Here is a 25,073-nt window from a genome sequence, read left to right as displayed (position 1 = left end):
ACAACAGGAACCCCATCATGCGACTCCTTCACACGATGCTGCGCGTCGGCGACCTGCAGCGTTCGATCGATTTCTACACGCGCATTCTCGGCATGCACGTGCTGCGTCAAAGCGAAAACACCGAGTACAAGTACACGCTCGCCTTCGTCGGCTACGGTCCCGAAAGCGAACACAGCGTGCTCGAACTGACCTACAACTGGGGCACCGAGAAGTACGACATGGGCACGGCGTATGGCCATATCGCGCTCGAAGTCGACAGCGCCGCCGATGCCTGCGAACGCATCCGTCAGGCAGGCGGCAAGGTCACGCGCGAAGCCGGTCCCGTGAAGGGCGGCACGACCGTGATTGCGTTCGTCGAAGATCCGGACGGCTACAAGGTCGAACTGATCGAAAAGCATTCCTGATGCAGGCATGACCCCACGCGCCGCACGTTCGCTGCGGCGCGCCTTCCGCGCCCAATCTCCACGGGCACGTCCCGGACTTTCCGTTGTCTGGCCCGTTCGCTGGCACAATCGACGCTCCAAATCAGTGCATGACCGATGCGCGTTTCGCGCCGGCCGTATGCACCACCGTCAACGAACCCGCCGATGAGCACCCCTTCCTTCACCGCGCGTCGCCCGCTGGACGCCACCGCGGTCATCACGATGATCGCGCTGTGCGGCGCGTGGGGTTTCCAGCAGGTTGCGATCAAGGAGGCGAACGCGTCGATTCCGCCGCTGTTGCAGGCCGGCATCCGTTCGCTGATCGGCACCCTGCTGTTGTGGATCTGGACCCGCACGCGCGGGGTGCCGCTGTTCACGCGAGATGACACCCTGACCGCCGGCCTGCTCGCCGGGCTGTTGTTCGGCGGCGAGTTCGTCTGCATCTTCTTCGGCCTGAGCCTCACCAATGCCACGCGCATGGCCGTGTTCCTGTACACCGCGCCGTGCTTCACCGCGCTCGGCCTGCACTGGTTCGTTGCGGGCGAAAAGCTTGCGCGCGCGCAGTGGAGCGGCATCGTCCTGGCGTTTTGCGGCATCGCGCTCGCGTTCGCGGACGGCTTCCTGCACGGTCATCCGCAGGGCGAGTCCGTCATGCAAGGCGTCGCGGGCGATGCGCTCGGCGTGCTCGGCGGCATCCTGTGGGCCGCGACGACCGTGCTGATTCGCGCGTCCTCGCTGTCGCATGCGAGCGCGAGCAAGACGCTGTTCTATCAGCTGGCGGTGTCGGCGGTGCTGTTGCTTGCGCTGGCGGTGAGCGCGGGACAGACGCAGGTGAATGAGGTGTCGCCGCTCGCCCTCGCGAGTCTCGCGTACCAGGCGGTGATCGTCTCGTTCATCAGCTATCTGACATGGTTCTGGCTGCTGACACGCTATCTGGCGTCGCGCTTGTCCGTGTTCTCTTTTCTCACGCCGATCTTCGGCGTCGGCTTCGCCGTGCTGCTGCTGGGCGAGCATGTCAGCGTGCGGTTCATGACCGCCGCCGCGATGGTGCTCGCCGGCATCGCGCTGGTGAACCGGCCGCCGCGGCGGCGTACCTGACGAAGCGCAGGTTCACTCCGGCGCGGTCGCGCGGATCGTCACCATGTCGTGATCGATATCGTCGCGATCGGCGGGCAGGTGCAGATGCTCGGCCGGGATCGGCTCGACCGGATAGCCGTGTTTCTCCCACGCGTCCAGCCCGCCCTTCAAGGGCCGCACATGCCGGAAGCCCTTGTCGCGCAACTGCCGGGCGATGATCTTCGCCGTCGCCTCGTTCGGACACACGCAGTACACCACCACCTCATGCTCGGCATAGAGCTGACCGATGCGATCCGGTGAATCCAGGTCCAGCGCGACGGCCCCGGCGATCCGGTACGGTTCCTTGCGGCGCACTTCCGGCGGACGCGCGTCGTAGATCACGGGCGGCATCGCGGAGCGCATCATCTCGTCGAGCTGGCCGGGCGTGATGTGATACTTCTCGAGCCACTGACGGAACTGCACGCGCCGGATCCAGCGATACAGCAGAAAGCCGAGCGCGAGCATCGCCAGGATGTCGATGACCGTCGTGCCGTTGGCGCGCACCAGCACAATGAGCCGGCCGATCTGCTCCTGCAGCGCCGCGCCGCCGAGCATCCAGAAACTCGCCCACGCAGTCGCGCCGATCAGATCCCACAGCACGAACACCCGGATCTCGATCTGCGTGGTGCCGAGCAGCGGCGCGGACACGAGCCCGAGCCCCGGCACGAACTTCGACAGCGCGAGCAGCGGCACGCCGAAGCGCTCGAACCAGCGGCGCGCGGTGCGCAGCGTCGAGTCGATCGACAGGGAGAAGCGCACGAGCGAGTTGAGGAAGCGCCGGCCATACAGACGGCCGGCGGCGAACCACAGGGAATCGGCGATCAGCACCGCGAGCACCGCGGCCAGCAGCATTTGCCAGAACGACGCCGCGCCGGAGGCGACGAGCGTGCCAGCCAGGATGAGCATCGGCGCGGCGGGGACCGGCACGCCGAGTTGCGTCGCGAGGACGCTGACGAAGACGGCCCACGCGCCCCACGACGTTGCAAGCGAGGTCGGGACGTGCGGCATTTGGTTTCTCGAAGAAGCTTCTGCTTGCGCTAGGAGTGACGCGACACGTGACGCGATGAGCGGCGCCGGCGCAAAGGGTTACACTTTATCCCGATCCCGGCAAACCCGCCCAGTGGGTCTGTCCAGCATCGGCAGAACCGTATACATGCGGGCAATGAGACGGCAGGCAAGGGAACAGGGAGCATCATCGTGCAACCGATCATTCACCCCTTCCACGACGACGCCACAGGCACCATGACCTATGTGGTGTTCGAGCGGCCCGGTTCCGCGGCGGCGATCATCGATTCCGTGCTCGACTACGATCCGAAGGCCGCCCGCACCTCGACGCGCTCGGCCGATGCCGTCATCGCATTCGTGCGCGCGCAGCGGCTTGCCGTCGAGTGGATTCTCGAAACCCATGCGCACGCGGATCATCTGTCGGCGGCGCCGTATCTGAAGCGGCGGCTCGGCGGAAAGATCGGCATCAGCGAGTCGATCCGGACCGTGCAGCACGTGTTCAGGAAGATCTTCGATCTCGAGCCGGCCTTCCGGCTCGACGGCTCCCAGTTCGACCATCTCTTCAGCGACGGTGAGCGCTTTGCCATCGGCGAGCTGGCCGCCGATGCGCTCTTCGTGCCTGGCCACACGCCCGCCGACATGGCGTACCGGATCGGCGATGCGGTGTTCGTCGGCGATACGCTCTTCATGCCGGACGCAGGCACCGCGCGCTGCGACTTTCCGGGCGGCGACGCGCGCACGCTGTATGGCTCGATCGGACGCCTGCTGGCGCTGCCGCCCGACACGCCGCTATTCGTCTGCCACGACTATCCGCCCGAATCACGCGCCGCCCATTGGCAGGCGACCGTGCGCGAGCAGCGCGAACGCAACATTCATGTGGGCGGCGGCAAGAGCGAGGCGGAGTTCATCGCCATGCGCGAGGCCCGCGACGCGACGCTCGGCATGCCGACGCTCTTCATTCCCGCGATTCAGGTCAACATTCGCGCTGGCCGATTCCCCGATCCTTCGGGCAACGGCACGACCTATCTCAAGCTTCCGCTCAATACCTTCTGAGCGCGCCTCAGGCCTCGATCCGCCCGCGCGTCACGCCGAGCAGATCCGCCATCGCGCGGCGGGCGGCGGCGGCATCGCGGGCGACGATGGCATCGAACACAGCGGTATGTTCCGCGAGCGACGCGTTGTACACGTCAGCCCGTTTCGCATTGAGCCGCAGCTGACCTTCGAGAGTCCGCTCGATCAGCGCACCCAGCGGAATCAGCAACTCGTTGCTGCATGCCGCCAGCACGCACAGGTGAAACTCGAGGTCGGCACGGACCCATTCGTCCACGTTCTGCGCGTCGGCCATGGCCTGGTGCGCCCGCGCGAGACACGCGAGGGTGTCGCTGTCGTGATTGTCGGCGGCGAGCGCGGCCGCGTACGGCTCGATCATCTCGCGCATTTCCTGCAGCTTGAGCGCGAACTGGAGCGGCGGCGCCACGCGCGAATACCAGTCGAGCATGTCCGTATCGAGCAGGTTCCAAGCATGTCTTGCGCGCACGCGCGTGCCGACCTTGGGCCGCGACTCGACCAGCCCTTTCGATGTCAGCGTGCGCAAGGCCTCGCGCAGCACGGTACGGCTGACGTCGAAGCGCTCCATCAATTCCGCCTCGCGCGGCAAGGCTGCCCCGGGCGCGATATCGCCGCGCAGAATCGCCAACCCCAGTTCATGGGCGACGCGGCCATGCAGATCTCGGTGAATGATGGCCTCCGATTGAGTTCTGGCAGGATTATCCGGTATTTGTCTGATGTGCCAACAGATTTGCGCTGCCTCTGAATAATACTATTAATATGCTCACTGACGCGCTTTTTGCTACCATGCGGAATCCTTCTGGAGACGCTCTATGAAAATCACGAAACTCGAGACCTTCATCGTTCCGCCGCGCTGGTGCTTCCTCAAGATCGAAACCGACGAAGGCATCACCGGCTGGGGTGAACCCGTCGTCGAAGGCCGCGCGCATACGGTGGCCGCCGCGGTCGACGAACTGTCGGACTACCTGGTCGGCAAGGATCCGCGTCATATCGAAGACCTGTGGCAGGTGATGTACCGCTCGGGCTTCTATCGCGGCGGGCCGATCGGCATGAGCGCGATCGCGGGCGTCGATCAGGCGCTGTGGGACATCCTGGGCAAGTTTCACGGCGTGCCGGTGCATGCGCTGCTTGGCGGCCAGGTGCGTGACCGGATCAAGGTGTATTCGTGGATCGGCGGCGACCGTCCGAGCGATGTCGCGAACAACGCGCGCGCCGTGGTCGAACGCGGCTTCAAGGCCGTGAAGATGAACGGCTCGGAAGAGTTGCAGATCATCGACACCTTCGACAAGGTGCAGGGCGTGATCGACAACGTGCGCGCGGTGCGTGAGGCGGTGGGTCCGAACGTGGGCATCGGCGTGGACTTCCACGGCCGCGTGCACAAGCCGATGGCCAAGGTGCTCGCGAAGGAACTCGACCCGTACAAGCTGATGTTCATCGAGGAGCCGGTGCTGTCGGAGAACGTTGAGGCGCTGCGCGACATCGTCAGCCAGACCAGCACGCCGATCGCGCTCGGCGAGCGGCTCTATTCGCGCTGGGACTTCAAGCACATCCTGGCCGGCGGTTACGTGGACATCATCCAGCCGGACGCGTCGCACGCGGGCGGTCTCAGCGAATGCCGCAAGATCGCGACCATGGCCGAAGCCTACGATGTCGCGCTCGCGCTTCATTGTCCGCTCGGGCCGATCGCGCTTGCGACCTGTCTGCAGATCGACGCCGTCAGCTACAACGCGTTCATCCAGGAACAGAGCCTCGGCATTCACTACAACAAGGGCAACGACCTGCTCGACTACATCAAGAATCCTGAAGTCTTCAAGTATGAAGACGGCATGGTGTCGATTCCGCAGGGACCGGGCCTCGGGATCGAAGTGAACGAGGAGAAGGTGCGCGAGATGGCGAAGGTTGGCCATCGCTGGCGCAACCCGGTGTGGCGTCATGCGGATGGCAGCGTGGCCGAGTGGTGATCTCCCTGGTGTGACGGGGCGGCGTCAGTGTTTCAGCGTCGCCTCTAACGCGCCGCGCAGCGCGTTACTTACGAGCAAGGCTTCGGCGCGGTCCAGGTCCGCCGGCTTCAGCGTGCGTTCAGCCGCGCCAAGTTCTTCCATCAACACCGCGCGCATCACGCCCGGCAGTACGCCCGCATGGATGGGCGGCGTCCACCACTCGCCATCGAAACGCGCGAATACGCTGGTCCGGCCGCCTTCGGTCAGCTCGCCGCGTTCGTTGCAGAACAGCATGTCGAACGCACCTTCCGCTTCGGCGGCCTTCCACGCGCGGTCGTAGTCGGCCCGGTGCGTGGTCTTGTGGCGCAACAGCGGATCAGCCGATGCGCGCGGCGCAAAGCCACGCTCCGACGCGAGCAGCACGGCGACGCCGGGTTCAGGAAGACTGCCGAGCGGCGCGCTCGTAAGCGCGAACTGCCCGCTCTTGTCGAGTGCGATCCGCAAGCGATACGGCGTGTCCTCATCGAAGCCGGCGCAGTACTGCGCGACGTGCGCGGTCAGCGCGGCCTGATCGAACGGGAAGCCCAGGCTGGCCGCACTGCGTTTCAAGCGCGCGATGTGCCGGGCGTAGTGGCGTATGCCTTCGGCGCGCGTCGCATACGTGGTTTCGAAGAGTTCGAAACCCGGATCGGCGCCGGTCAGGAAGTGGGCTTTCAACAAACACTCCCGGTGTTCGTCGGCGGCGACGCTGTCGAGCACGATGCCCGCGCCGATGCCCAGTTGGCCGCGCCGCTGCGCGGCATCGACGACGAGCGTACGGATCGCGACCGACAGACGGCAGTCGCCGTTCGCATCGAGCCAGCCGATCGCGCCGGTGTAGAGGCCGCGCGGCGACGTCTCGATCTCGTCGATCAACTGCATCGTCCGATACTTCGGCGCGCCGGTGATCGAGCCGCACGGGAACAGCGCACGTATCAGGTCGGCGAAGGTCGTGCCGGGGATCGCGCGGGCCTCGATGGTCGAGGTCATCTGCCACAGGGCCCCGTAGGGCTCGACGGAAAACAGCGCCGGCACGTGCACCGAACCCGTGACCGCGACGCGCGACATGTCGTTGCGCAGCAAGTCGACGATCATCACGTTTTCGGCACGGTTCTTCGGGTCGCTGCTGAGCGCCTCCGGAGGGGTGTCGCGCGGCGCGGTGCCTTTCATCGGCCGCGTGCGCAGCTGGTCACCCTGTTTCTCGAAGAACAATTCCGGCGAACACGACAGCACCGATCTGCCGTCCGGCAGCGCGATCAACGCGCCGTAGTGCACGGCCTGGCGCTCCCGCAGACGCCGGTATAGCGCGAGCGGCGAGCCGAACACGTCGAAATTCAGGCGAAAGGTGTAGTTGATCTGGTAGGACTCGCCTTCCCGCAACGCCTGCTGCACGGCGGCGACGGCGGTATCGAACTCGGCGCGCGTGACGCTCGGCTCGATGTCCGCGACACCCGCCACCGAAGGCTGCGCGCTCCCGGTGTCCTGCAACGCGAGCCACGCGCTCGCTTCATCGCGCGAAAGAGGCTGGCAGGCGCGGAACATCAACACCCGCAAGGCGTGATCTCCACCACCTTCGCGGCGCTCGCTGCATTTCAATTGCAGATCGCGACCGAACTCGTAATCCGCAACGACCACCGCATGCAGTCCCGCTTGCAGATCCCGTTCGATTTCGCCGCACACCGTGTCAAGCGCATGCGGGTCCACACACGTGCGTTCGTGCGCCAGATTCGTGTATAAACGGCTCGACCGCCGTTGGGCGGTCGAGTCGTGATCATCGAGCAGCGCGAATACCGCGCTGCGCTCCTCAGTCTTCATGACAGTGCTCGCGCGTCCGTCGATCGCATCAGTCAAAGAAGCTCTTCACGCGGTCGAACCAGCTCTTGCTTTGCGGACTATGCCGCGCGCCGCCTTCCACCAGTGACTTCTCGAACTGCCGCAGCAGATCGCGCTGCTGGTCGGTGAGCTTGACCGGCGTTTCCACCTGGACGTGCACGTAGAGATCGCCCGCGATGCTCGAACGCAAACCCTTGATGCCCTTGCCGCGCAGACGGAACGTCTTGCCCGACTGCGTGCCTTCCGGCACCGTGAAGCTGGCGCGTCCAGCAAGCGTCGGCACTTCGATCTCGCCGCCCAATGCCGCCGTGGTGAACGGAATGGGCATCTGGCAATGGAGGTCGTCGCCGTCGCGCTCGAACACCGAGTGCTGCTTGATGTGGATTTCCACATACAGGTCGCCGCTCGGCCCGCCGTTGATGCCCGGCTCGCCGTTGCCCGCCGAACGGATGCGCATGCCGTCGTCGATGCCCGCCGGAATCTTCACTTCCAGCGTCTTGGTTTCCTTCACCTTGCCCTGGCCGTGACAGTTCGTGCACGGCTCGGGAACGTACGTGCCGGTGCCGTGGCACTTCGGGCACGTCTGCTGGATGCTGAAAAAGCCTTGCGACATGCGCACCTGGCCCTGGCCATGACAGGTCGGGCAGGTTTCGGGCTTGGTGCCCGGCTTCGCGCCCGAGCCGTGGCAGACGTTGCAGTTCGCCCAGCTCGGCACGCGGATCTGCGTGTCGTAGCCGTGCGCCGCCTGTTCCAGCGTGATTTCCATGCTGTAGCGCAAGTCCGCGCCGCGATACACCTGCGGTCCGCCGCGCCCACGGGCGCCGCCTGCGCCGCCGCCCGCGGCCTGACCGAAGATGTCGCCGAAGATGTCGCCGAAGGCGTCCGCGAAACCGCCGAAACCTTGCGCACCCGCGCCCGCCATGTTCGGGTCCACGCCCGCATGGCCGTACTGGTCATAGGCGGCGCGCTTCTGCTGGTCGGAGAGCATTTCGTAGGCCTCTTTGACCTCCTTGAAACTCTCTTCCGACTTCTTGTTGTCCGGATTGCGGTCAGGGTGATACTTCATCGCGAGCTTGCGATATGCCTTCTTGATCTCGTCGTCGCTCGCGTTTTTCGCGACGCCCAGAACCTCGTAGTAATCCCGTTTCGCCATATCGGTTCAATGCCGCCGCGCTGAAGCGGCAGTTCCTGTCAGATGCCCGGACCGCCAGGCCCGCGCTTTGAAACTTTCGCGCCGTGCCCGAACGCGCCGAATGAGGCCTCGAGCATGACACGCTGAAAAAACAACGTGCCCGGGGAGCCGCAAGGCCCGCCAGGCGCGTTACACGTCAGACGCGTCCCGCGTCCCGGTCAAACCGACGCGGGCGCGGGACGTTGCCATCCACGCGCCCTTGCGGCTTAGTCCTTCTTGACTTCCTTGAAGTCGGCGTCGACGACGTCATCGTGCTGCTGGCTCGCGCCCGCCTCCGCCGACGCGCCCGCTGCACCCGCCGCTCCCGCTGCCGCACCTGCGGCGCCTTGCTGCGCCTGCATGTCGGCGTACATCTTTTCGCCGAGCTTCTGCGATGCCGTAGCCAGCGCCTCGACCTTCGCCTCGAGCGCGGCCTTGTCGCTTGCGCTGTCCTTCAGCGCATCTTCAAGGTCCTTCAACGCGGCTTCGATCTTTTCCTTCTCCGACGCGTCCACCTTGTCGCCGTATTCGGCAACGGCCTTCTTCGTGCTGTGGACCAGCGCGTCGCCCTGGTTGCGAACGTCGGCCAGTTCACGCAGCTTGCGGTCTTCGTCGGCGTTGGCTTCGGCGTCCTTCACCATCTTGTCGATTTCGGCGTCCGTCAAGCCCGAGTTCGCCTTGATGGTGATCTTGTTTTCCTTGCCGGTTGCCTTGTCCTTCGCACCGACGTGCAGGATGCCGTTTGCGTCGATGTCGAAGGTCACTTCGATCTGCGGCGTGCCGCGCGGCGCCGGCGGGATGCCTTCAAGATTGAATTCGCCGAGCAGCTTGTTGCCCGCGGCCATTTCACGCTCGCCCTGGAACACCTTGATGGTCACGGCGCCCTGGTTGTCATCCGCCGTCGAATACACTTGCGCGTGCTTCGTCGGGATCGTGGTGTTCTTGTTGATCATCTTCGTCATGACGCCGCCGAGCGTTTCGATGCCCAGCGAAAGCGGCGTGACGTCGAGCAGCAGCACGTCCTTGCGGTCGCCCGACAGCACCTGGCCTTGAATCGCAGCGCCAACCGCCACGGCTTCATCCGGGTTCACGTCACGGCGCGGATCCTTGCCGAAGAACTCCTTCACCTTTTCCTGCACCTTCGGCATGCGCGTCATGCCGCCGACCAGGATCACGTCGTCGATTTCGCCGACCTTCACGCCCGCATCCTTGATGGCGATGCGGCACGGTTCGATCGTGCGCTCGATCAGCTCTTCGACGAGCGCTTCGAGCTTCGCGCGGGTGAACTTGAGGTTCAAGTGCTTCGGACCCGACGCGTCTGCCGTGATGTACGGCAGGTTGATGTCGGTCTGCGCCGTGGACGACAGTTCGATCTTGGCCTTTTCAGCCGCTTCCTTCAGGCGCTGCAGCGCGAGCACGTCCTTCGAGAGGTCGACGCCCTGCTCTTTCTTGAACTCGCCGATGATGTAGTCGATGATGCGCTGGTCGAAGTCTTCACCGCCGAGGAACGTGTCGCCGTTGGTGGAGAGCACTTCGAACTGCTTCTCGCCATCCACGTCCGCGATTTCGATGATCGAGATGTCGAACGTGCCGCCGCCCAGGTCGAACACGGCGATCTTGCGGTCGCCCTTTTCGGCCTTGTCGAGACCGAAGGCGAGCGCGGCTGCCGTCGGTTCGTTGATGATGCGCTTGACTTCCAGGCCGGCGATGCGGCCCGCGTCCTTGGTAGCCTGACGCTGGCTGTCGTTGAAGTACGCCGGAACCGTGATGACGGCTTCCGTCACCGGCTCGCCGAGGTAGTCTTCAGCGGTCTTCTTCATCTTGCGCAGCACTTCCGCGGACACCTGCGACGGCGCGAGGTTCTTGCCGTGCGCCTCGACCCATGCGTCGCCGTTGTCGTGCTTGACGATCTTGTAGGGCATCAGGTTGATGTCCTTCTGCACTTCCTTCTCTTCGAAACGGCGTCCGATCAGGCGCTTGACCGCGTACAGCGTGTTGCGCGGGTTGGTGACCGACTGACGCTTCGCCGGCGCGCCGACGAGAATTTCGTTGTCGTCGAGATACGCGATGATCGACGGCGTGGTGCGCGCGCCTTCCGAGTTCTCGATGACCTTGACCTGATTGCCTTCCATCAGCGCCACGCACGAATTCGTGGTGCCGAGGTCGATACCGATGATTTTGCCCATTTTTTATCCTCTCCTAGCTTTGATCGCAGTGGCGTTGCGGCGGCGAGTTGGATCGCCCGATGCCGGCGGATCCGCCGACTCATTCGCCGATTTACCGGGCCGAACACCCAAAATTCATACCTGTACGCAAGATAAGTGCGCCAGTTTCGATTTCAAGACCCTGAAACCGATGCGGTCTATAGTTTTTTTGCGAAGCGGCCGGCTACGCACCGGCTGGTTCGCTCGAGCGCCTTACTTCGGAGCTGCGACAGTCACGAGCGCCGGACGCAACACGCGGTCGGCAATGACGTAGCCTTTCTGCAGCACCGAAACGACCGTGTTGGCATCCTGCTCGGCGGGCACCATCGAAATGGCCTGATGACGATGCGGATCGAACTTCTCGCCCACTGGGTTCAACGCCACGACACGGCCCTTTTCGAGGGCGCCCGTGAGCTGCTTGAGCGTCAGTTCGACGCCCTCGCGCACCTTGGCGAGGTCGCTCGACTGGTCGGCCAGCGCGGCTTCCAGGCTGTCCAGCACCGGCAGCAGGTTCTCCGCGAAGCTTTCGATCGCGAATTTATGCGCCTTCGACACATCTTCCTGGCTGCGGCGGCGGACGTTTTCCGTCTCCGCCTTCGCGCGCAGAAAGTCTTCTTTCAGCGCGACGATGGTGGCCTGCGCCTCGGCGAGCGCGGCATCGGCCGCGTCCGGCGCGGGCTGCGCGGCAGACGCTGCGTTGGGCTGCGCGGACTGCGCCGTTTCGGCTGCGGCCTGGCCAGGAGTGGCATCGGCGGCCTGGCGCGCGGTTTCGTCGGCGGGCGTGGGGTTCTGGCTCGCTGAATTCTCTTGCGTGTTTTCCATGTCGCTGAATGTGTATTGCTGTGAGTTGAATCGGATGAGAAAACAGGGCATTGGCGCTGTCTTCCGCACTAGCTGCGGAAGTTGGGGCGTCACGGACATTTTCAAGCTGTGACGGCGAACTTTTCGGACGAATTTCAGCGTGCAGACGAAGCGCTGACGCCTGAAACGAGCGGTAACGCGCGTTTTGCCGCACCGCGCAGAATGAGATTGAGGGAAAGCCCCCGGTCTCCTACACTCCAGAGAAGCACCCGCAGGACGCACGTTAACCCTAATCCTCCGAATGCTTCAAACCCGCTTCAGCCTTTGCCCGTTTCCTGACCCTGCCCCGTAGCGCCCGCATGCACCTGCATGCGCCTCGTGGCCGGGGAAACCCATTACCGGGGGTACCATGAAACTGACCTTTGCTATCGCGGTGGTCGCCCTGGTACTCGTCGCGGGCACCACCACCATCTGCATGTCAGGCGCGGTCACCGACCGCACCACCGAATACGGCGGCGTTCACGCCACCATGGAACGCTACTTCAATCCGAACCAGAAAGTTTGTCGATGACGCGCCGGTCGCGCTTCGTCGGCCTGCCCTGCAGCTGCGCGGCCGGCTCGCGGAAGGTCCGGCGCCGTTCGGCTTCGGCCATGCGTTGCGCGCGTCCGTCCTCCGTCTCGGCATAGAGCGTCTGCGCCACGCTGGCCGGCCCGCGCACGTCGCACACGCCCAGCACCTCGACCCGCCAGACAATGCGCTCGATATCGATCTCGACGAGATCGCCCACGCGCACTTCCTTCGAAGGCTTCACGCCCGCGCCGCCGATCTTCACGCGGCCCTTCTCCACCGCGTCGCTCGCGAGCGAACGCGTCTTGAAGAAGCGCGCCGCCCACAGCCATTTGTCGATGCGCAGGCGCGCGCCGGGATCCGTCGAAATCTTGTAGTTCATCGCTGCATGCTGGTTGAAGCCGGATTCACGCGACCGCGCTGAGCGGCTGCGGCGCCTGCACGGGCCACCCTTGCAGATGCTGCGCCGCGATTTCGCCGATGCCCTTGATCCACGCAGGCGACGCGTTCAGGCAGGGAATCCGGTGAAAGTGCTTGCCGCCGGCCTTCAGGAACTCGTCGCGCACCTCGATGCCGATTTCCTCGATGGTCTCCAGACAATCCGCCGTGAAACCGGGGCAAAACACGTCGACGCGCGTCACGCCGCCCGCGCCCAATTCTGCGAGCGTGGGCGCGGTGTAGGGCTGCAGCCATTCCGCGCGGCCGAAGCGCGACTGGAAGGTCACGCGGCACTCGACCGGCGTGAGCCCTAGCGCGGCGGTGAGCAGCGAGCCGGTCTGCTGGCACTGGTCGTGATACGGATCGCCGAGATCCATGGTGCGCTTGGGCACGCCGTGGAAGCTCAGCACCAGTTTGTCGCCGGCCGCGAAATCCGGCGCGCCGTGATGCCGCCAGTAGTCGCGCACCTGCTCGGCGAGCGCGGCGATATACGCGGGATGATCCGCGTAATGGCGCACCGTGCGGATCTCGGGCTGATTGCGCACGCGCTTCAGGGCGGTAAAGGCGTCGTCGAAGGCGGTGGCCGTGGTGGAGGACGAATACTGCGGATACATGGGCAGCAGCAGGATGCGCTCCGCGCCTTCGAGCTTGAGCTGATTCAGCATGGCGCCGATGCCGGGTGTGCCGTAGCGCATGGCATAGTCCACGATCACGCGATAGTCGTTCGCCGCGAACAGCCGCCGCAATCCTTCCACCTGCTTCTCGGTATGCACCCGCAGTGGCGAACCTTCCGGCATCCACACCTGCGCATATTTGCGGGCCGAGGCGCGCCCGCGCAGCGGCAGGATCAATAGCCGCAGGATGAATTGCCAGACCAGCGACGGAATCTCCACCACGCGCGGGTCCGACAGGAACTGCGCCAGATACTTGCGCACGGCCCGCGGCGTGGGCGCGTCCGGCGTGCCGAGATTGATCAGCAGCACCGCGACGCGATGAGAAGCGCTGGGCTGCGAGGGCAACTCGAGGTCGAAACGCATAGGGCAGGCGGGCCGGAGGCGGTGGCTGAAAGGTGAGGACCATTATAGCGGCGCGCTTTCGGCCGCATCATCGGCCGAATGGCCGAGTAGCGCCGCCCGTCGACACCCGTCAAGATGAGCGCAACGAGGACGTCACTGATGACTGAGCGACATCGAGAGCAGCCGCGCGGTGATATCCACGATCGGAATCACACGGTTGTAGGCCATGCGCGTCGGGCCAATCACGCCGAGCGTGCCCACGATCTTCCCGTTCACTTCGTACGGCGCGGTAACCACGCTCATTTCCTCGATGGGCACCAGGTTCGACTCGCCGCCAATGAAGATCTGCACGCCCTGCGCGTGGCTGGACACATCGAGCAGTTGCAGCAGCGAGGTCTTCTGGTCGAACAGGTCGAAGAGCTTGCGCAGCCGCGCCATGTCGGAGGAGAGGTCGGCCACTTCCAGCAGGTTGCGCTCGCCGGAAATGAGCACGGTGTCCATCGGGTCCGTCTCGGTGGTGGTCGCCACCACGGCGGCCTGCATCAGCGTGGTCATGTCGCCGCGCAGCTGGTCGATTTCCTCGCGCAGGCGGCGGCGCACCTCGTCGAAGGACAGGCCCGCGAAATGCGCGTTGATGTAGTTGGAGGCTTCCGTGAGCTGGGACGGCGAGTAATCGCGCTGGGTCGCCATCATGCGATTCTGCACGTCGCCCTCAGGCGTGACGATGATGAGCAGAATGCGTTTGTCCGACAGCCGCATGAACTCGATCTGCTTGAACATGTGGCTGCGGCGCGGCGTCAGTACGACACCCGCGAACGAAGACAGGCTGGACAGCACGCTCGCCGCGGCCGCGACGATCTTCTGCGGTTCCTCGCCCTGCAAGCGGGTCTTCACCGCGGTTGTCATCGCTTCGTCTTGCGGCGCTTCCACAGTCAGCATCGTGTCGACGAACAGGCGGTAGCCGCGCGGTGTCGGAATGCGTCCCGCCGAGGTATGCGGACTCGCCACGAGGCCCAGGTCCTCGAGGTCGGACATCACATTGCGGATTGTTGCGGGGCTCAGCTCCAGGCCGGAGTGCCGTGATAACGTGCGCGAACCGACCGGCTGACCTTCGGCGATGTAGCGCTCGATCAGCGTCTTGAGGAGGGTTTGTGCACGTGGGTCTAGCATGGCCGGATTTTAGCTCAATGGGGCAGGTGGCGGCGCGCCGCGGCTCATGGGTAGAGTTGGGGTGGGTCTGGCGTTCCACGATTCTCACGCTGCGTCACGTTGCCTCGCGTTGCAGCGCGCCGCATCGCGTTCAACGTCCGCTCCATTCTAGCGAGAAACAATGGGCATGCCGGCGCGCGTTTCGCCCAGACGTGCGCGAGCGCTTGCGGCGCGGGACCCACGGTTCTTTTCGCTCACTGACTATGGTGTAATGCCGGCATGGAAATCGGTCAATTCAAGACGGTCGCCCTCGTCGGGCGCCCCAATACGCCAGGCATCGAGCCGCCGCTGCGAGCGCTCGCCGATGTCCTCGCGCAGCAAGGCTTCGAGGTCGTGTTCGAGGCGGGCACCGCGAAGGAGGTCGGCGTGACGGAATTCCCGGCGCTCTCCATCGCCGAGATGGGCGCCCGCGCGGACGTCGCCATCGTGCTCGGCGGCGACGGCACCATGCTTGGCATCGGCCGGCAGCTCGCGCCGTACAGGACGCCGCTCATCGGCGTGAATCACGGACGCCTCGGCTTCATCACGGACATTCCGCTCAAGGAAATGAGCGAGATCATCCCGCAAATGCTGGCCGGGCAGTTCGAGCGCGAGGAACGCACCCTGCTCGAAGCGCGCATCGTACGCAACGAGAAGCCCATCTATCACGCGCTCGCCTTCAATGACGTCGTGGTGAATCGCAGCGGCTTCTCCGGCATGGCCGAATTGCGCGTCTCGGTGGACGGGCACTTCATGTACAACCAGCGTTCGGACGGCTTGATCGTCGCCACGCCCACCGGCTCGACGGCCTACGCGCTGTCGTCGGCGGGGCCGATCCTGCATCCGCAGCTGCAAGGCTTCGTGCTCGTGCCGATCGCGCCGCACTCGCTGTCGAACCGTCCGATCGTGCTGCCCGACGACTCCAAGGTCACCATCCAGATCATCGGCGGCCGGGACGTGAACGTGAATTTCGACATGCAGTCCTTCACCGCCGTCGAGCTCAACGACGCCATCGAGGTCCGCCGCTCGAAGCATACGGTGCCGGTGCTGCATCCGGTCGGCTACAGCACCTACGCGACGCTGCGCAAGAAGCTGCACTGGAACGAGCATCCGTCGCAGGACACCTCCACTCTCTGATCCGATTCGCCAGACCCTCTTCCGCGAAGCATCCATGCTCCGACACCTCTCCATTCGAGACTTCGTCATCGTCGCCGCGCTCGACATCGAGTTCGACTCCGGCTTCACGGTCTTTTCGGGCGAAACCGGCGCCGGCAAATCCATCCTGATCGACGCCCTCGCGCTCACGCTCGGCGCGCGCGGCGACGCGGGCGTCGTGCGCACCGGCCAGCCGCGCGCCGACATCACCGCCGAATTCTCCACGCATGCGCTGGTCGTTACCTGGCTCGAGGAGCACGCGCTTGGCGAAGCAGGCGCCGACACCGTGATGTTGCGACGGGTGATCGACTCGAACGGCCGCTCGCGCGCGTTCATCAACGGCACGCCGGCGACGCTCGCGCAGCTGCGCGAAGTGGGCGAGATGCTGGTCGATATCCATGGCCAGCACGCGCATCAATTGCTGATGCGTCCCGACGCGCAGCGCGAACTCTTCGACACCCACGCGCAGTTGCTGGACACCGCCGGCGCGGTGAATCGCGCGTGGCGCGCCTGGCGCGACGCCCAGCAGGCGCTGGAAAGCGCGCAGAGCCGCGATCGCGAGCTGCAACTGGAACGCGAACGCCTCGCATGGCAGTTGAGTGAATTCGACAAGCTCGCGCCGCAGCCGGGCGAATGGGAGGAAGTGAGCGCGGAGCAGCATCGGCTGTCGCATTCGGCGAGTCTCATCGACGGCGTGCAGGGCGCACTCGGCGCGCTGTCCGAGTCCGACGAGGCGATGATCTCGCAGCTCGGCGCCATCACGTCGAAGCTGCGCGGCCTCGCGGATATCGATCCGGCGTTGAACGACGTGCTCGCGTCGCTCGAACCGGCCGAGATCCAGTTGCAGGAAGCGGCGTATTCCCTGTCGCACTACGCGCAGCGACTCGAACTCGATCCCGAGCGGCTGGCGCAAGTGGACCGGCGCATGGATCAGCTGCACTCCACCGCGCGCAAGTTCCGTCTTCAGCCGGAGAACCTGCCTGAAGAGCACGAGGCACGCCGCCGCCAGCTGGCCGAACTCGACGCCGCAGGCGATCTCGACGCGCTCGCCGCCGCTGCCGAAAAGGCACGCGGCGTCTATCTCGAACAGGCGAAGGGCTTGTCGAAGGCGCGCGGAAAGGCGGCGAAGAGCCTGTCGAAGGCGGTCACCGAAGGCATGCAGGAACTGTCGATGGCAGGCGGCAGCTTCGACGTCACGCTTGTTCCGCTCGCGGAAGGCGGCGCCAACGGTCTGGAGCAGATCGAGTTTCGCGTCGCGGGTCATGCGGGCGTCGCGCTCAGGCCGCTCGCAAAGGTCGCGTCCGGCGGCGAACTGGCGCGTATCAGCCTTGCGCTGGCCGTCATCGCCAGCACGGCGAGCCCGACGCCCACGCTGATCTTCGACGAAGTGGACACCGGCATCGGCGGCGGCGTGGCGGAAGTGGTCGGGCGTCTGCTGCATCAGCTCGGACAGCATCGTCAGGTGCTGTGCGTCACGCATTTGCCGCAAGTCGCGGCACGCGGCGACCAGCATTTCCAGGTGGCCAAGGCCTCCGACGACGCCGGCGGCACTGTCAGCACGGTCACGCCGCTGGACAAGCCGAAGCGCATCGAGGAAGTGGCACGCATGCTCGGCGGCCTGGAAATCACCGCGACCACCCGCAAGCACGCCAAGGAAATGCTCGCAGCCTGAGCGAACGGCGCGGCTGCGAAGCCGCGCCTTCAGAACCTTGACTCAGGAAGCCACGGCAAACACCCGCTTCCATAACGCCGTCACCGCCTCGCGCTCGCCCTGCACTTCGTCCGGCGCCACGCGCGCCTTTTCCATGCCGTCGAGCCGCATCCGGTGCTGCAGCTTGCGATAGTGCCGGTAGATGGCGCCGATCGTGTCCGCTTCATCGGCTGAAATCAGGCCGCTCTGCGCGGCGATCCTGAGCAGCGAGATGTTCCCCGCGTTGCGCACGAACTCGCGATGCTCGCGCGCATGCAGCAACACCCAGTACTGCACGACGAACTCGATATCCACCATGCCGCCGCGATCATGCTTCAGGTCGAACAGCGCGCTCCGGTTCGGATGCCCGTCGGCGACGCGCTGACGCATCGACGCAATCTCGCGCGCCAGCGCCGCCGCATCGCGCTCCGTCACCATCACGTCCGCACGGATCGCCTCGAACTGCGCGCCGATGCCCGCATCGCCCGCGCTGAAACGCGCGCGCGACAGCGCCTGATGCTCCCATACCCACGCCGTGTTGGCGGCGTCGCCCTCGCGGATCTGATAGCGGCGGAAGGTGTCCAGATCGGTCACGAGCAGCCCGGATTCGCCGTTCGGACGCAGCCGCAGATCGACATCGAACAGCGTGCCCGCGCCGGTCGCCGACGTGAGCCAGGTGATCAGGCGGCGCGTGAACATCGCGTAGATCTCGGACGCGGCGTCATGCGGATCGTCATACAGGAAGATGAGATCCAGGTCCGACGCATAGCCCAGTTCCTTGCCGCCGAGCTTGCCGTAGGCGATGACCGAGAACAGCGGCGTCTCGCGATGCCGCTTCGGGAACTGCTGCCAGACGGTCTGCACGGTGACGTCGAGCACGGCGTCGGCAAGCTCGGACAGACGGTCGCTCACGTGCTCCACCGTCAGACGCCCCGCGAGGTCGATCAGCAGGATGCGGAACACTTCGGCCTGATGCGCGTGGCGCAGCAGATCCATCTGATGCTCGGCGTCCTCGGCGGCCTGCAGCCGGGCCGTCAGCGAGCGCTTGAACTGCGTCCAGTCGAACGGGCTCGCGATGGCCTCGTCGTCGAGCAGTTCATCGAGCAGTTGCGGATGGCGGATCAGATAGCCCGCCGCCCAGCGCGAGCCCGACAGCACCGACAGCACGCGCTCCAGCGCCGCCGGATACTCGGTCAGCAGCGCCAGATAGGCGCCGCGCCGCCCGATGCCTTCGAGCAGGTCGAACAGGCGCGCGATGGTATCGGCGCGACGGGTTGCATCGATCGACTGCACGGCTTCGAGCGCCCGCTGCGCGACGATGTCGAAACGCTCGCGGCTCTGCGGCGGCAGGCTGGCGTAGCGCGTCGAATTCCATACGGCGGTCAGGCGCGACAGCACCGGCGCCGGATCCGCGAAGCCAAGTTCGACGAGCCGCGCACCCAGTTCTTCCTGCGCGGAATCGTCGGCGAGCGCGCTGCTCCAGATCCACGACGCCGCCGAATCGTCCGACACGCCGCAACCGCCCTCGCCGCTCACCTTGTCGGCGAAGATCGCGTCGAACTGCTGTTCGACGAACTCGCGATGCGCATCGAGCTTGTCCATCAACGCCGCGTAGTCCGCAAAGCCGAGCGAGGCCGCGAGGCGCGCGCGTTCGTCATCGTCGACGGGCATCGCGTGCGTCTGCGCATCGTTGCGATACTGCAGCCGATGCTCGACCGTGCGCAGAAACAGATACGCATCCGACAGCGCCTCACACACGGCCGGCGCAAGCAGGCCGTGCGCCTCGGCGCGTTCGAGCACGGCCAGCGTCGGACGAATGCGGAAGTCCGCTGCCTGACCGCCGCGAATCAACTGGAACACCTGCGCACTGAACTCGATCTCGCGGATGCCGCCGCGCCCGAGCTTGATGTCGTCGGCCTTGTCGGGACGCATCGAGGCGCGGCGCCGCGCTTCCTGACGGATCTGCTGATGCAGCGCGCGGATCGCCGCGATCACGCCGTAGTCGAGATAGCGGCGATAGATGAACGGCGTCGCGATGGCTTCGAGCTGCCTGACGAGGCGCTGTCCCGACTCGCTCTGCGTCTCCGAGACGAGCCGCCCCTTGATCCACGCATAGCGTTCCCATTCGCGGCCCTGCACGTAGAAATATTCCTCGAGCATGCCGAGGCTGCACACGAGCGGTCCGGAGTCGCCGTTGGGACGCAGCCGCATGTCCACGCGGAACACATAGCCGTCCGCGGTGATTTCCGCGAGCGCGCCGATCAGCCGCCGGCCGAGCCGTGTGAAGAATTCCTGGGTAGTGAGCGCCGCGCGCGTGCCGCCGGCGGTCTCGCCGTCTTCCTCGTAGACGAAGATCAAATCGATGTCCGACGACGCATTCAGTTCGCGCCCGCCGAGCTTGCCCATGCCGACCACGCCGAGCGTCAGCCGCTCGCCCTCTGGTCCGCGCGGCTCGCCGAACAGCGCTTCGAGATCCGCCGAGAGCACGGCGAGCGCGCGCTGCACCGTCACTTCGGCGAGATCGGTCATGGCGCCGGTGACTTCGGCGACATTCGCCGCGCCCGCGAGATCGCGTTCCATCACCGTGCAGAACACTTCTGTCCGCACGCGCCGCAGCGCGGTCTTGAGCGCGGCTTCATCGAGCGTGCCGTGTGCGGCGCCGGGCGCGCAATGCGCATCGAGCCGTGCTTCGATCCATTGCCGCGTGACGGGCGCCTGCTTCCACTCCGCCACGCTGGACGCCAGTTCGGGACGCGCAGCATAGGCGCGCGCTGCATAGTTGGAATAGTCGGAACTGAGGAGAGTGGCGTCGGTCATGAAAGGTTGGGTTCGCTCATTGCTTCTGCTCTTAACTTTCTGAAATGTCACGGACCCCGCACACTGCCGTCCGAGTCTTGCCGGGCGCGGCTCTGCGCGCTTTCACGAGCGCACGGACGGCGGCGGTCAACACCATGCCCGTGTTACATTTCAGCGTCAAACACGCAAAACTACCATATCGCCGATTAGCCGCAGCATGTCCGACAGCAGACGATCCGTCGACCCGAACGAAGTTGGACAAGCCCAGCCCAGCGGCAACGCCGAGCGCGTGCTTTCGCGCGTCTTCAGAATCGTTCTGGTCATCGCGGCGGTCCTCTATTTCGCGGTGGCGGCGCTCTATATCGGCTTGCGATACATCGTGCTGCCGCAGGTCGATTCGTTCCGCCCGCGCATCGAGCAGATGGTCTCGTCGAAGATCCACGCGCAGTTGCATATCGGGCGCATTTCCGCACGCTGGTCAGGGCTCTCGCCGACACTCGATATCGACAACCTGCGCATCGACGCCGCCGACGGTTCGCCCGGACTCGCCGTGCCGCACGCCAGCGCGAGCATCGCGTGGAGTTCGCTGGTGCGGCTGCGGCCCAAGCTCGCGGACCTGATCGTCGACGGACCGGACGTGATCATCGCGCGCAATCCGGACGGCGCGCTGAGCGTCGCTGGGGTACCGCTTCCCACGCACCGTACCGGCTCGAACGCGTTCACGACCTGGCTGCTCGGCCAGGACCGCATTCTTCTGCGCGACGGCACGCTGCGCTGGCGCGATGCGCAGCGCGCGGCGCCCGAGATCGCGTTCAAGCGCCTGCAAGTCGTGATCCTCAACCAGGGCACGCGCCATCGCGCCGCGCTCCAGGCGCCCGCCGACGGCGACGTGCTGCACGGGCCGCTCGACCTGCGCGCCGACTTCCGCCATCAGCCGTTCTCCGCGATGGGCGCGCCCGCGAACTGGACTGGCCGGCTGTACGCGTCCACCGGGCCGGTCGATCTGCCGATGCTCGCGCGCTACGTGAAACTGCCCTTCCAGATGTTCGACGGCCAGGTCAACAACGAGATCTGGCTCAACTTCGCGGGCGGTCAGTTGCAGAACGCGACCGGCGAACTGACCGGCTCGAACATCAGCCTGCGGGTGCACCCGACACAGCCGCGCCTCGACCTGCCGATCGCGCGTTTCGGCTGGACGGTCGCCAAGGACGACACCGCCTACACGCTCGAACTGCGCAACCTGCACGCCGAACTCGGCCAGTTGCCGCTCGACGACAACACGCCGGTGTCGCGCCTGCTGGTGTCGCGTCTGCTCACGGCCACCTTCCGGCCGCCGAGCGTCGGCAAGGGACAGCTGTTGCGGCTGACGGGCGATACCGTCGACATCGGCATCCTCGCGGAATTCGTGCGCGCGCTGCCCGTGCCGGCGAAGGTCCTCAACGAGCTGGTGCGCTTCAATCCGCGCGGCCAGGTATCGAACTACACGATCTACACGGAACGGACCGCGCCCAAAACCGAAGAGGAAGCGGCCCAGCAGCACAAGAAGGGCGACGCCCCGCTGCTGCACTACGCCTTCAAGGGCGAGCTCCAGGGACTCAGCGTGCAGGCCCAGGAACCGCCCCCCGGTCTCACCGTGAACAACCATCCGCGCGCGGGCATTCCGGGTGTCGAGAACCTGTGGGGCACGGTCGACGCCAACGAGAAGGAAGGCCGCATCACCCTCGACACGAAGAACGCGGCGATCATCATTCCCGGCGCCTTCGACGACCCGCGCCTCACCTTCGACACGCTGCAGGGCAAGGCGAACTGGAGCGTCGCCGACGCCATCGCGCCCGGCGAGCAACGCCGCGCCTTCAAGATTCATGTCGATACGCTGCGCATCCGCAACGCCGACGCCGAAGCCGAAGCCACCGCCGACTACTGGAACCAGGGACACGGGCGCGGCAACCTCGATCTGAAGGCGAAGGTCGCGCACCTGAAGGTCACGCGGCTGGTGCGCTATCTGCCGACCAGCCTCAACGAGCGCGTGCGCGTGTATCTCGGCCACGCGCTGCAGGCGGGCACCGCGAAGAACGGCACGATCGAAGTACATGGCGACCTTACGCGCTTCCCGTATGCCAAGTTTCCGAACGACGGCGTGTTCCGCATCAACGCGCCCTTCACCGGCGGCAAGTTCGATCCCACGCCGTTCCCGCCGCGCACGATGGCCAACGGCTTGCCGAACTTCTGGCCGGCGTTCGAGGGCATCGACGGCACCTTCACGCTCGCGCAGAACAGGCTCGGCTTCGACATCGATCGCGGCCATTACCGTGGGGTGAAGGTGTCGAAGGTGGTCGGACGTATCGACGACACCGGCAATCGCGAGACCAAATTGTGGATCGACGGGAAAGCGCGCGGCCCGCTCGCCGACATGCTCCAGTACGTGGACGACAGCTCGCTCGGCCTGATGGCGAAGCACCGCACGCGCAATATCGCCGCAAAGGGCGACGCCGTGCTCGACCTGACGCTCGGCATTCCGCGCTACCGTCCGCCCGCGCCGCAGCCGCCGCTCAAGACCGACTACAAGGGCTCGCTTACCTTCGCCGACAACGAAGTGGCCTACGGCAAACTGCCGTCGCTCACGCATCTGCGCGGGCGTGCCGACTTCGGCGCGAAGACCGTCACGCTCAATGGACTGACCGCGCAACTGCTCGGCGGCGACGTGCGCGCGAAAGGCGGCGTGCAGCCGGACGGCAGTTATGCGATCGACGTGAACGGCCGTCTCGGCGCGGACGCGGCGCAACGGCTGAACACCCACATCAGCCCGCAGGTGGTGCAGTTCATGAAGCGCATCAACGGCAGCGCGCCCTACGAAATGCACGTGCGCGGCACGAAGAACGCGCTGCCGAACGTGCAGGCGAGTTCGGATCTCGCGGGCCTCTCGATCGATCTGCCGGCGCCGTTCGGCAAGGCGCAAGGCACGCCGATGCCGTTCTCGTTCAGTTTCGAGCCTGCGCCCGGCGGTCCGTCCGACCTGCACGACGCGGAACTCACCCTCGGGCCGGTGCACGCGCACTACGTGCTGCAGCAGATCGGCCGCGCACAGGTGAAGATCGATCCGCAGAACGCCGCCGAACCGATGAACATGCGCGCGCAGCTGAAGGTGGCGCGCGGCGCGATCGCCGTGAACAAGCCTGCCGATCTGCCGGCCGAGGGCGTGAGCGCCGTCGTGGAGCTCGACGAACTCGACGCCGACGCCTGGCGCAAGACCTTTGCCGAAATCAGCGCGGCGACGCCGGCAAGCGCTGCCGCCGCCAGTGCGGAACCCGACGCGCCGCGTCCACCCTTGAGCGAGAACGTGCGGCAGTTCATTCCGACGCGTGCCGCCATCCATTTCACGACGCTCAGGCTGCTCGACCGGAAATGGGAAAACGTCGTGATCGGCGCGAGCGAGACGGATCGCAAGTGGCAGGCGAACGTCGCGTCGAACCAGGTGTCGGGTTATCTTGCCTGGACGCCTGGCGCGACAAAAGCGAGCCCCGGCACCTTGCAGGCGCGCTTCGCCAAGGTCGTGATTCCGGAGAAGACCGAGAACGATCTCGTCGGCCGGGTGATCCGCAAGCCGCCGCGCAACATGCCGACGATCGATCTCATCGTCAACGAACTGGTGTTCCGCGGGCACAGCCTCGGGCGGCTCGAAGTGGATGCGCACAACGAAGTCGTGGCCGACGAACCGATCTGGACGCTCGACAAGCTCGAGCTCGACAACCCGGACGCCACCCTCACCGCACGCGCGACCTGGCGCACGCTGCCGGGCGCCATGACACCGACCGCACAGGCGGTGCCGCCCGACACCCTGCCCTACGACACCGACGACGGCCTCGCGCGCCGCACATCGCTCGACTTCCGTCTCGACGTCAGGAACGGCGGCCAGCTGATCGACCGCTTCGGCGCGCCGCATGTGGTGAACGCGGGCAACGGCACGGTGTCCGGCGAGGCGGCCTGGAACGGCGGCCCGACCACGCCCGATCCGAATACGCTCGAAGGCAAGCTCGCCGTGGATCTGCATCACGGCCAGATCCTGCGCGCGCCGGGCGCGGCGAAGTGGCTCGGCATCTTCAGCCTGCGCAGCCTCGCGAACCTGCTGACGCTGCATTTCGAGGACGTCGTCGGCAAGGGGCTGCCGTTCGAGAAGATCACGGGCAACGCGCGCATCGCCGACGGCATCGGCCGCACGGACGACTTCCTGATGGTCACGTCGCCCGCGCGCGTGCAGATGCAAGGTCTGGTCGATCTGCCGAAGCAGACGCAAGACCTGCACGTGAAGGTGATTCCCACCGTCGGCGCAGGCGTCGCCGCGATTCCCGCCGCGGTCATCAACCCGCTGCTGGGCCTCGGCGTGCTGGCGGCGGACATCGCGCTGTCGGCGTCGATCCGCAAGGCCTTCGCCGTCGACTACGCCATCACCGGTTCCTGGACGAAACCGGTCGTCCAGCGACTCAAGGGCGATCAGGGTAAGATCGAAACACCCGCGGCCGCCGTCGCGCCGGGCGCCGTCCAGTAAAAATACGGACGTGCGCCTTTCACGGCGGCGCTTGATTCGTCCTTTCAACTCGTCCCTTTTTCTCCTTCAGCGCACCCAAG

At 65.7% G+C, this 25,073-nt stretch carries 18 protein-coding genes; 8 read left to right on the top strand and 10 right to left on the bottom strand.

The features are described 5' to 3' along the window. Positions 1 to 17 precede the first annotated feature (17 nt). Positions 18 to 404, top strand: a complete 387-nt coding sequence (gloA, locus tag QCE69_RS01955; RefSeq protein WP_309830565.1) for a lactoylglutathione lyase — start codon at positions 18 to 20, stop codon at positions 402 to 404. Between the two features lie 183 nt (positions 405 to 587). Next, on the top strand, positions 588 to 1,520 hold the full coding sequence (locus QCE69_RS01950; protein WP_309929182.1) for a DMT family transporter: 933 nt from the start codon (positions 588 to 590) through the stop codon (positions 1,518 to 1,520). Between the two features lie 12 nt (positions 1,521 to 1,532). On the opposite strand, the gene QCE69_RS01945 is transcribed toward QCE69_RS01950, so the two are convergent. Next, positions 1,533 to 2,546, bottom strand: a complete 1,014-nt coding sequence (locus tag QCE69_RS01945) for a DedA family protein/thiosulfate sulfurtransferase GlpE (protein WP_309913854.1) — start codon at positions 2,544 to 2,546, stop codon at positions 1,533 to 1,535. Between the two features lie 189 nt (positions 2,547 to 2,735). Here QCE69_RS01945 and QCE69_RS01940 point away from each other — a divergent pair, with 189 nt between their 5' ends. Further along, positions 2,736 to 3,596 (top strand): MBL fold metallo-hydrolase, encoded by an 861-nt coding sequence (locus tag QCE69_RS01940; RefSeq protein ID WP_309929181.1) that lies wholly within the window; start codon positions 2,736 to 2,738, stop codon positions 3,594 to 3,596. A 7-nt stretch (positions 3,597 to 3,603) separates the two neighbouring features. On the opposite strand, the gene QCE69_RS01935 is transcribed toward QCE69_RS01940, so the two are convergent. Continuing rightward, complete coding sequence (locus tag QCE69_RS01935; RefSeq protein WP_409021191.1) at positions 3,604 to 4,320, bottom strand: FadR/GntR family transcriptional regulator; 717 nt, start codon at positions 4,318 to 4,320, stop codon at positions 3,604 to 3,606. 103 nt (positions 4,321 to 4,423) lie between these two features. On the opposite strand from QCE69_RS01935, the gene dgoD reads away from it, so the two are divergent. Next, complete coding sequence (gene dgoD / locus QCE69_RS01930) at positions 4,424 to 5,572, top strand: galactonate dehydratase (protein ID WP_309807271.1); 1,149 nt, start codon at positions 4,424 to 4,426, stop codon at positions 5,570 to 5,572. A gap of 24 nt (positions 5,573 to 5,596) precedes the next feature. Here dgoD and pabB read toward each other — a convergent pair whose 3' ends face one another. The 4 genes from pabB to grpE all read right to left on the bottom strand — a co-directional run bounded on the left by pabB (position 5,597) and on the right by grpE (position 11,620). Continuing rightward, positions 5,597 to 7,405 carry an aminodeoxychorismate synthase component I gene (pabB, locus tag QCE69_RS01925; protein WP_309929178.1) on the bottom strand — a complete coding sequence of 603 codons (1,809 nt, stop codon included), beginning with the start codon at positions 7,403 to 7,405 and terminating at the stop codon, positions 5,597 to 5,599. A gap of 28 nt (positions 7,406 to 7,433) precedes the next feature. Further along, the gene (dnaJ, locus tag QCE69_RS01920; RefSeq protein ID WP_309807269.1) at positions 7,434 to 8,576 is read right to left on the bottom strand and encodes a molecular chaperone DnaJ; all 1,143 of its coding nucleotides are present in this window, start codon (positions 8,574 to 8,576) and stop codon (positions 7,434 to 7,436) included. 245 nt (positions 8,577 to 8,821) lie between these two features. Then, positions 8,822 to 10,780, bottom strand: coding sequence for a molecular chaperone DnaK (dnaK, locus tag QCE69_RS01915; protein WP_309929175.1), 1,959 nt, complete (start codon positions 10,778 to 10,780; stop codon positions 8,822 to 8,824). A gap of 231 nt (positions 10,781 to 11,011) precedes the next feature. Then, positions 11,012 to 11,620 carry a nucleotide exchange factor GrpE gene (gene grpE, locus QCE69_RS01910; protein WP_309913843.1) on the bottom strand — a complete coding sequence of 203 codons (609 nt, stop codon included), beginning with the start codon at positions 11,618 to 11,620 and terminating at the stop codon, positions 11,012 to 11,014. A 388-nt stretch (positions 11,621 to 12,008) separates the two neighbouring features. On the opposite strand from grpE, the gene QCE69_RS01905 reads away from it, so the two are divergent. Beyond that, positions 12,009 to 12,170, top strand: a complete 162-nt coding sequence (locus QCE69_RS01905) for a hypothetical protein (protein WP_309807266.1) — start codon at positions 12,009 to 12,011, stop codon at positions 12,168 to 12,170. Here the strand turns inward: QCE69_RS01905 and QCE69_RS01900 are convergent. The 3 genes from QCE69_RS01900 to hrcA all read right to left on the bottom strand — a co-directional run bounded on the left by QCE69_RS01900 (position 12,142) and on the right by hrcA (position 14,791). Beyond that, the gene (locus QCE69_RS01900) at positions 12,142 to 12,549 is read right to left on the bottom strand and encodes an RNA-binding S4 domain-containing protein (RefSeq protein ID WP_309929172.1); all 408 of its coding nucleotides are present in this window, start codon (positions 12,547 to 12,549) and stop codon (positions 12,142 to 12,144) included. The genes QCE69_RS01905 and QCE69_RS01900 overlap by 29 nt on opposite strands. A 25-nt stretch (positions 12,550 to 12,574) precedes the next feature. Further along, the gene (gene hemH, locus QCE69_RS01895; RefSeq protein WP_309913839.1) at positions 12,575 to 13,642 is read right to left on the bottom strand and encodes a ferrochelatase; all 1,068 of its coding nucleotides are present in this window, start codon (positions 13,640 to 13,642) and stop codon (positions 12,575 to 12,577) included. A 132-nt stretch (positions 13,643 to 13,774) separates the two neighbouring features. Then, positions 13,775 to 14,791: a heat-inducible transcriptional repressor HrcA gene (gene hrcA / locus QCE69_RS01890; protein ID WP_309807262.1), complete on the bottom strand. Its 1,017-nt coding sequence runs from the start codon at positions 14,789 to 14,791 to the stop codon at positions 13,775 to 13,777. Between the two features lie 258 nt (positions 14,792 to 15,049). On the opposite strand from hrcA, the gene QCE69_RS01885 reads away from it, so the two are divergent. Next, positions 15,050 to 15,946, top strand: a complete 897-nt coding sequence (locus tag QCE69_RS01885) for an NAD kinase (protein WP_309913836.1) — start codon at positions 15,050 to 15,052, stop codon at positions 15,944 to 15,946. A 34-nt stretch (positions 15,947 to 15,980) separates the two neighbouring features. Further along, positions 15,981 to 17,636: a DNA repair protein RecN gene (recN, locus tag QCE69_RS01880; protein WP_309929169.1), complete on the top strand. Its 1,656-nt coding sequence runs from the start codon at positions 15,981 to 15,983 to the stop codon at positions 17,634 to 17,636. Positions 17,637 to 17,678: 42 nt separating this feature from the next. Here the strand turns inward: recN and glnE are convergent, their stop codons facing one another. Beyond that, positions 17,679 to 20,522 (bottom strand): bifunctional [glutamate--ammonia ligase]-adenylyl-L-tyrosine phosphorylase/[glutamate--ammonia-ligase] adenylyltransferase, encoded by a 2,844-nt coding sequence (glnE, locus tag QCE69_RS01875; RefSeq protein ID WP_309929166.1) that lies wholly within the window; start codon positions 20,520 to 20,522, stop codon positions 17,679 to 17,681. A 145-nt stretch (positions 20,523 to 20,667) separates the two neighbouring features. On the opposite strand from glnE, the gene QCE69_RS01870 reads away from it, so the two are divergent. Further along, on the top strand, positions 20,668 to 24,993 hold the full coding sequence (locus QCE69_RS01870; RefSeq protein ID WP_309929162.1) for an AsmA-like C-terminal region-containing protein: 4,326 nt from the start codon (positions 20,668 to 20,670) through the stop codon (positions 24,991 to 24,993). Positions 24,994 to 25,073: the final 80 nt, after the last annotated feature.

It is taken from the genome of Caballeronia sp. LZ032 (assembly GCF_031451315.1).
Lineage (GTDB): Bacteria > Pseudomonadota > Gammaproteobacteria > Burkholderiales > Burkholderiaceae > Caballeronia.
Note: the sequence above shows the minus strand (reverse complement) of the source record. Positions and strands in the feature narration are given on the sequence as shown.

Bases quoted from the DNA above. Each gene is read 5' to 3' on its own strand.
- QCE69_RS01870 (WP_309929162.1), top strand. From the start codon at position 20,668: ATGTCCGACAGCAGACGATCCGTCGACCCGAACGAAGTTGGACAAGCC.
- QCE69_RS01945 (WP_309913854.1), bottom strand. From the start codon at position 2,546: ATGCCGCACGTCCCGACCTCGCTTGCAACGTCGTGGGGCGCGTGGGCC.
- dnaJ (WP_309807269.1), bottom strand. From the start codon at position 8,576: ATGGCGAAACGGGATTACTACGAGGTTCTGGGCGTCGCGAAAAACGCG.
- pabB (WP_309929178.1), bottom strand. From the start codon at position 7,405: ATGAAGACTGAGGAGCGCAGCGCGGTATTCGCGCTGCTCGATGATCAC.
- dnaK (WP_309929175.1), bottom strand. From the start codon at position 10,780: ATGGGCAAAATCATCGGTATCGACCTCGGCACCACGAATTCGTGCGTG.
- recN (WP_309929169.1), top strand. From the start codon at position 15,981: ATGCTCCGACACCTCTCCATTCGAGACTTCGTCATCGTCGCCGCGCTC.
- hrcA (WP_309807262.1), bottom strand. From the start codon at position 14,791: ATGCTAGACCCACGTGCACAAACCCTCCTCAAGACGCTGATCGAGCGC.
- QCE69_RS01885 (WP_309913836.1), top strand. From the start codon at position 15,050: ATGGAAATCGGTCAATTCAAGACGGTCGCCCTCGTCGGGCGCCCCAAT.
- dgoD (WP_309807271.1), top strand. From the start codon at position 4,424: ATGAAAATCACGAAACTCGAGACCTTCATCGTTCCGCCGCGCTGGTGC.
- QCE69_RS01905 (WP_309807266.1), top strand. From the start codon at position 12,009: ATGAAACTGACCTTTGCTATCGCGGTGGTCGCCCTGGTACTCGTCGCG.
- QCE69_RS01950 (WP_309929182.1), top strand. From the start codon at position 588: ATGAGCACCCCTTCCTTCACCGCGCGTCGCCCGCTGGACGCCACCGCG.
- hemH (WP_309913839.1), bottom strand. From the start codon at position 13,642: ATGCGTTTCGACCTCGAGTTGCCCTCGCAGCCCAGCGCTTCTCATCGC.
- gloA (WP_309830565.1), top strand. From the start codon at position 18: ATGCGACTCCTTCACACGATGCTGCGCGTCGGCGACCTGCAGCGTTCG.
- QCE69_RS01900 (WP_309929172.1), bottom strand. From the start codon at position 12,549: ATGAACTACAAGATTTCGACGGATCCCGGCGCGCGCCTGCGCATCGAC.
- grpE (WP_309913843.1), bottom strand. From the start codon at position 11,620: ATGGAAAACACGCAAGAGAATTCAGCGAGCCAGAACCCCACGCCCGCC.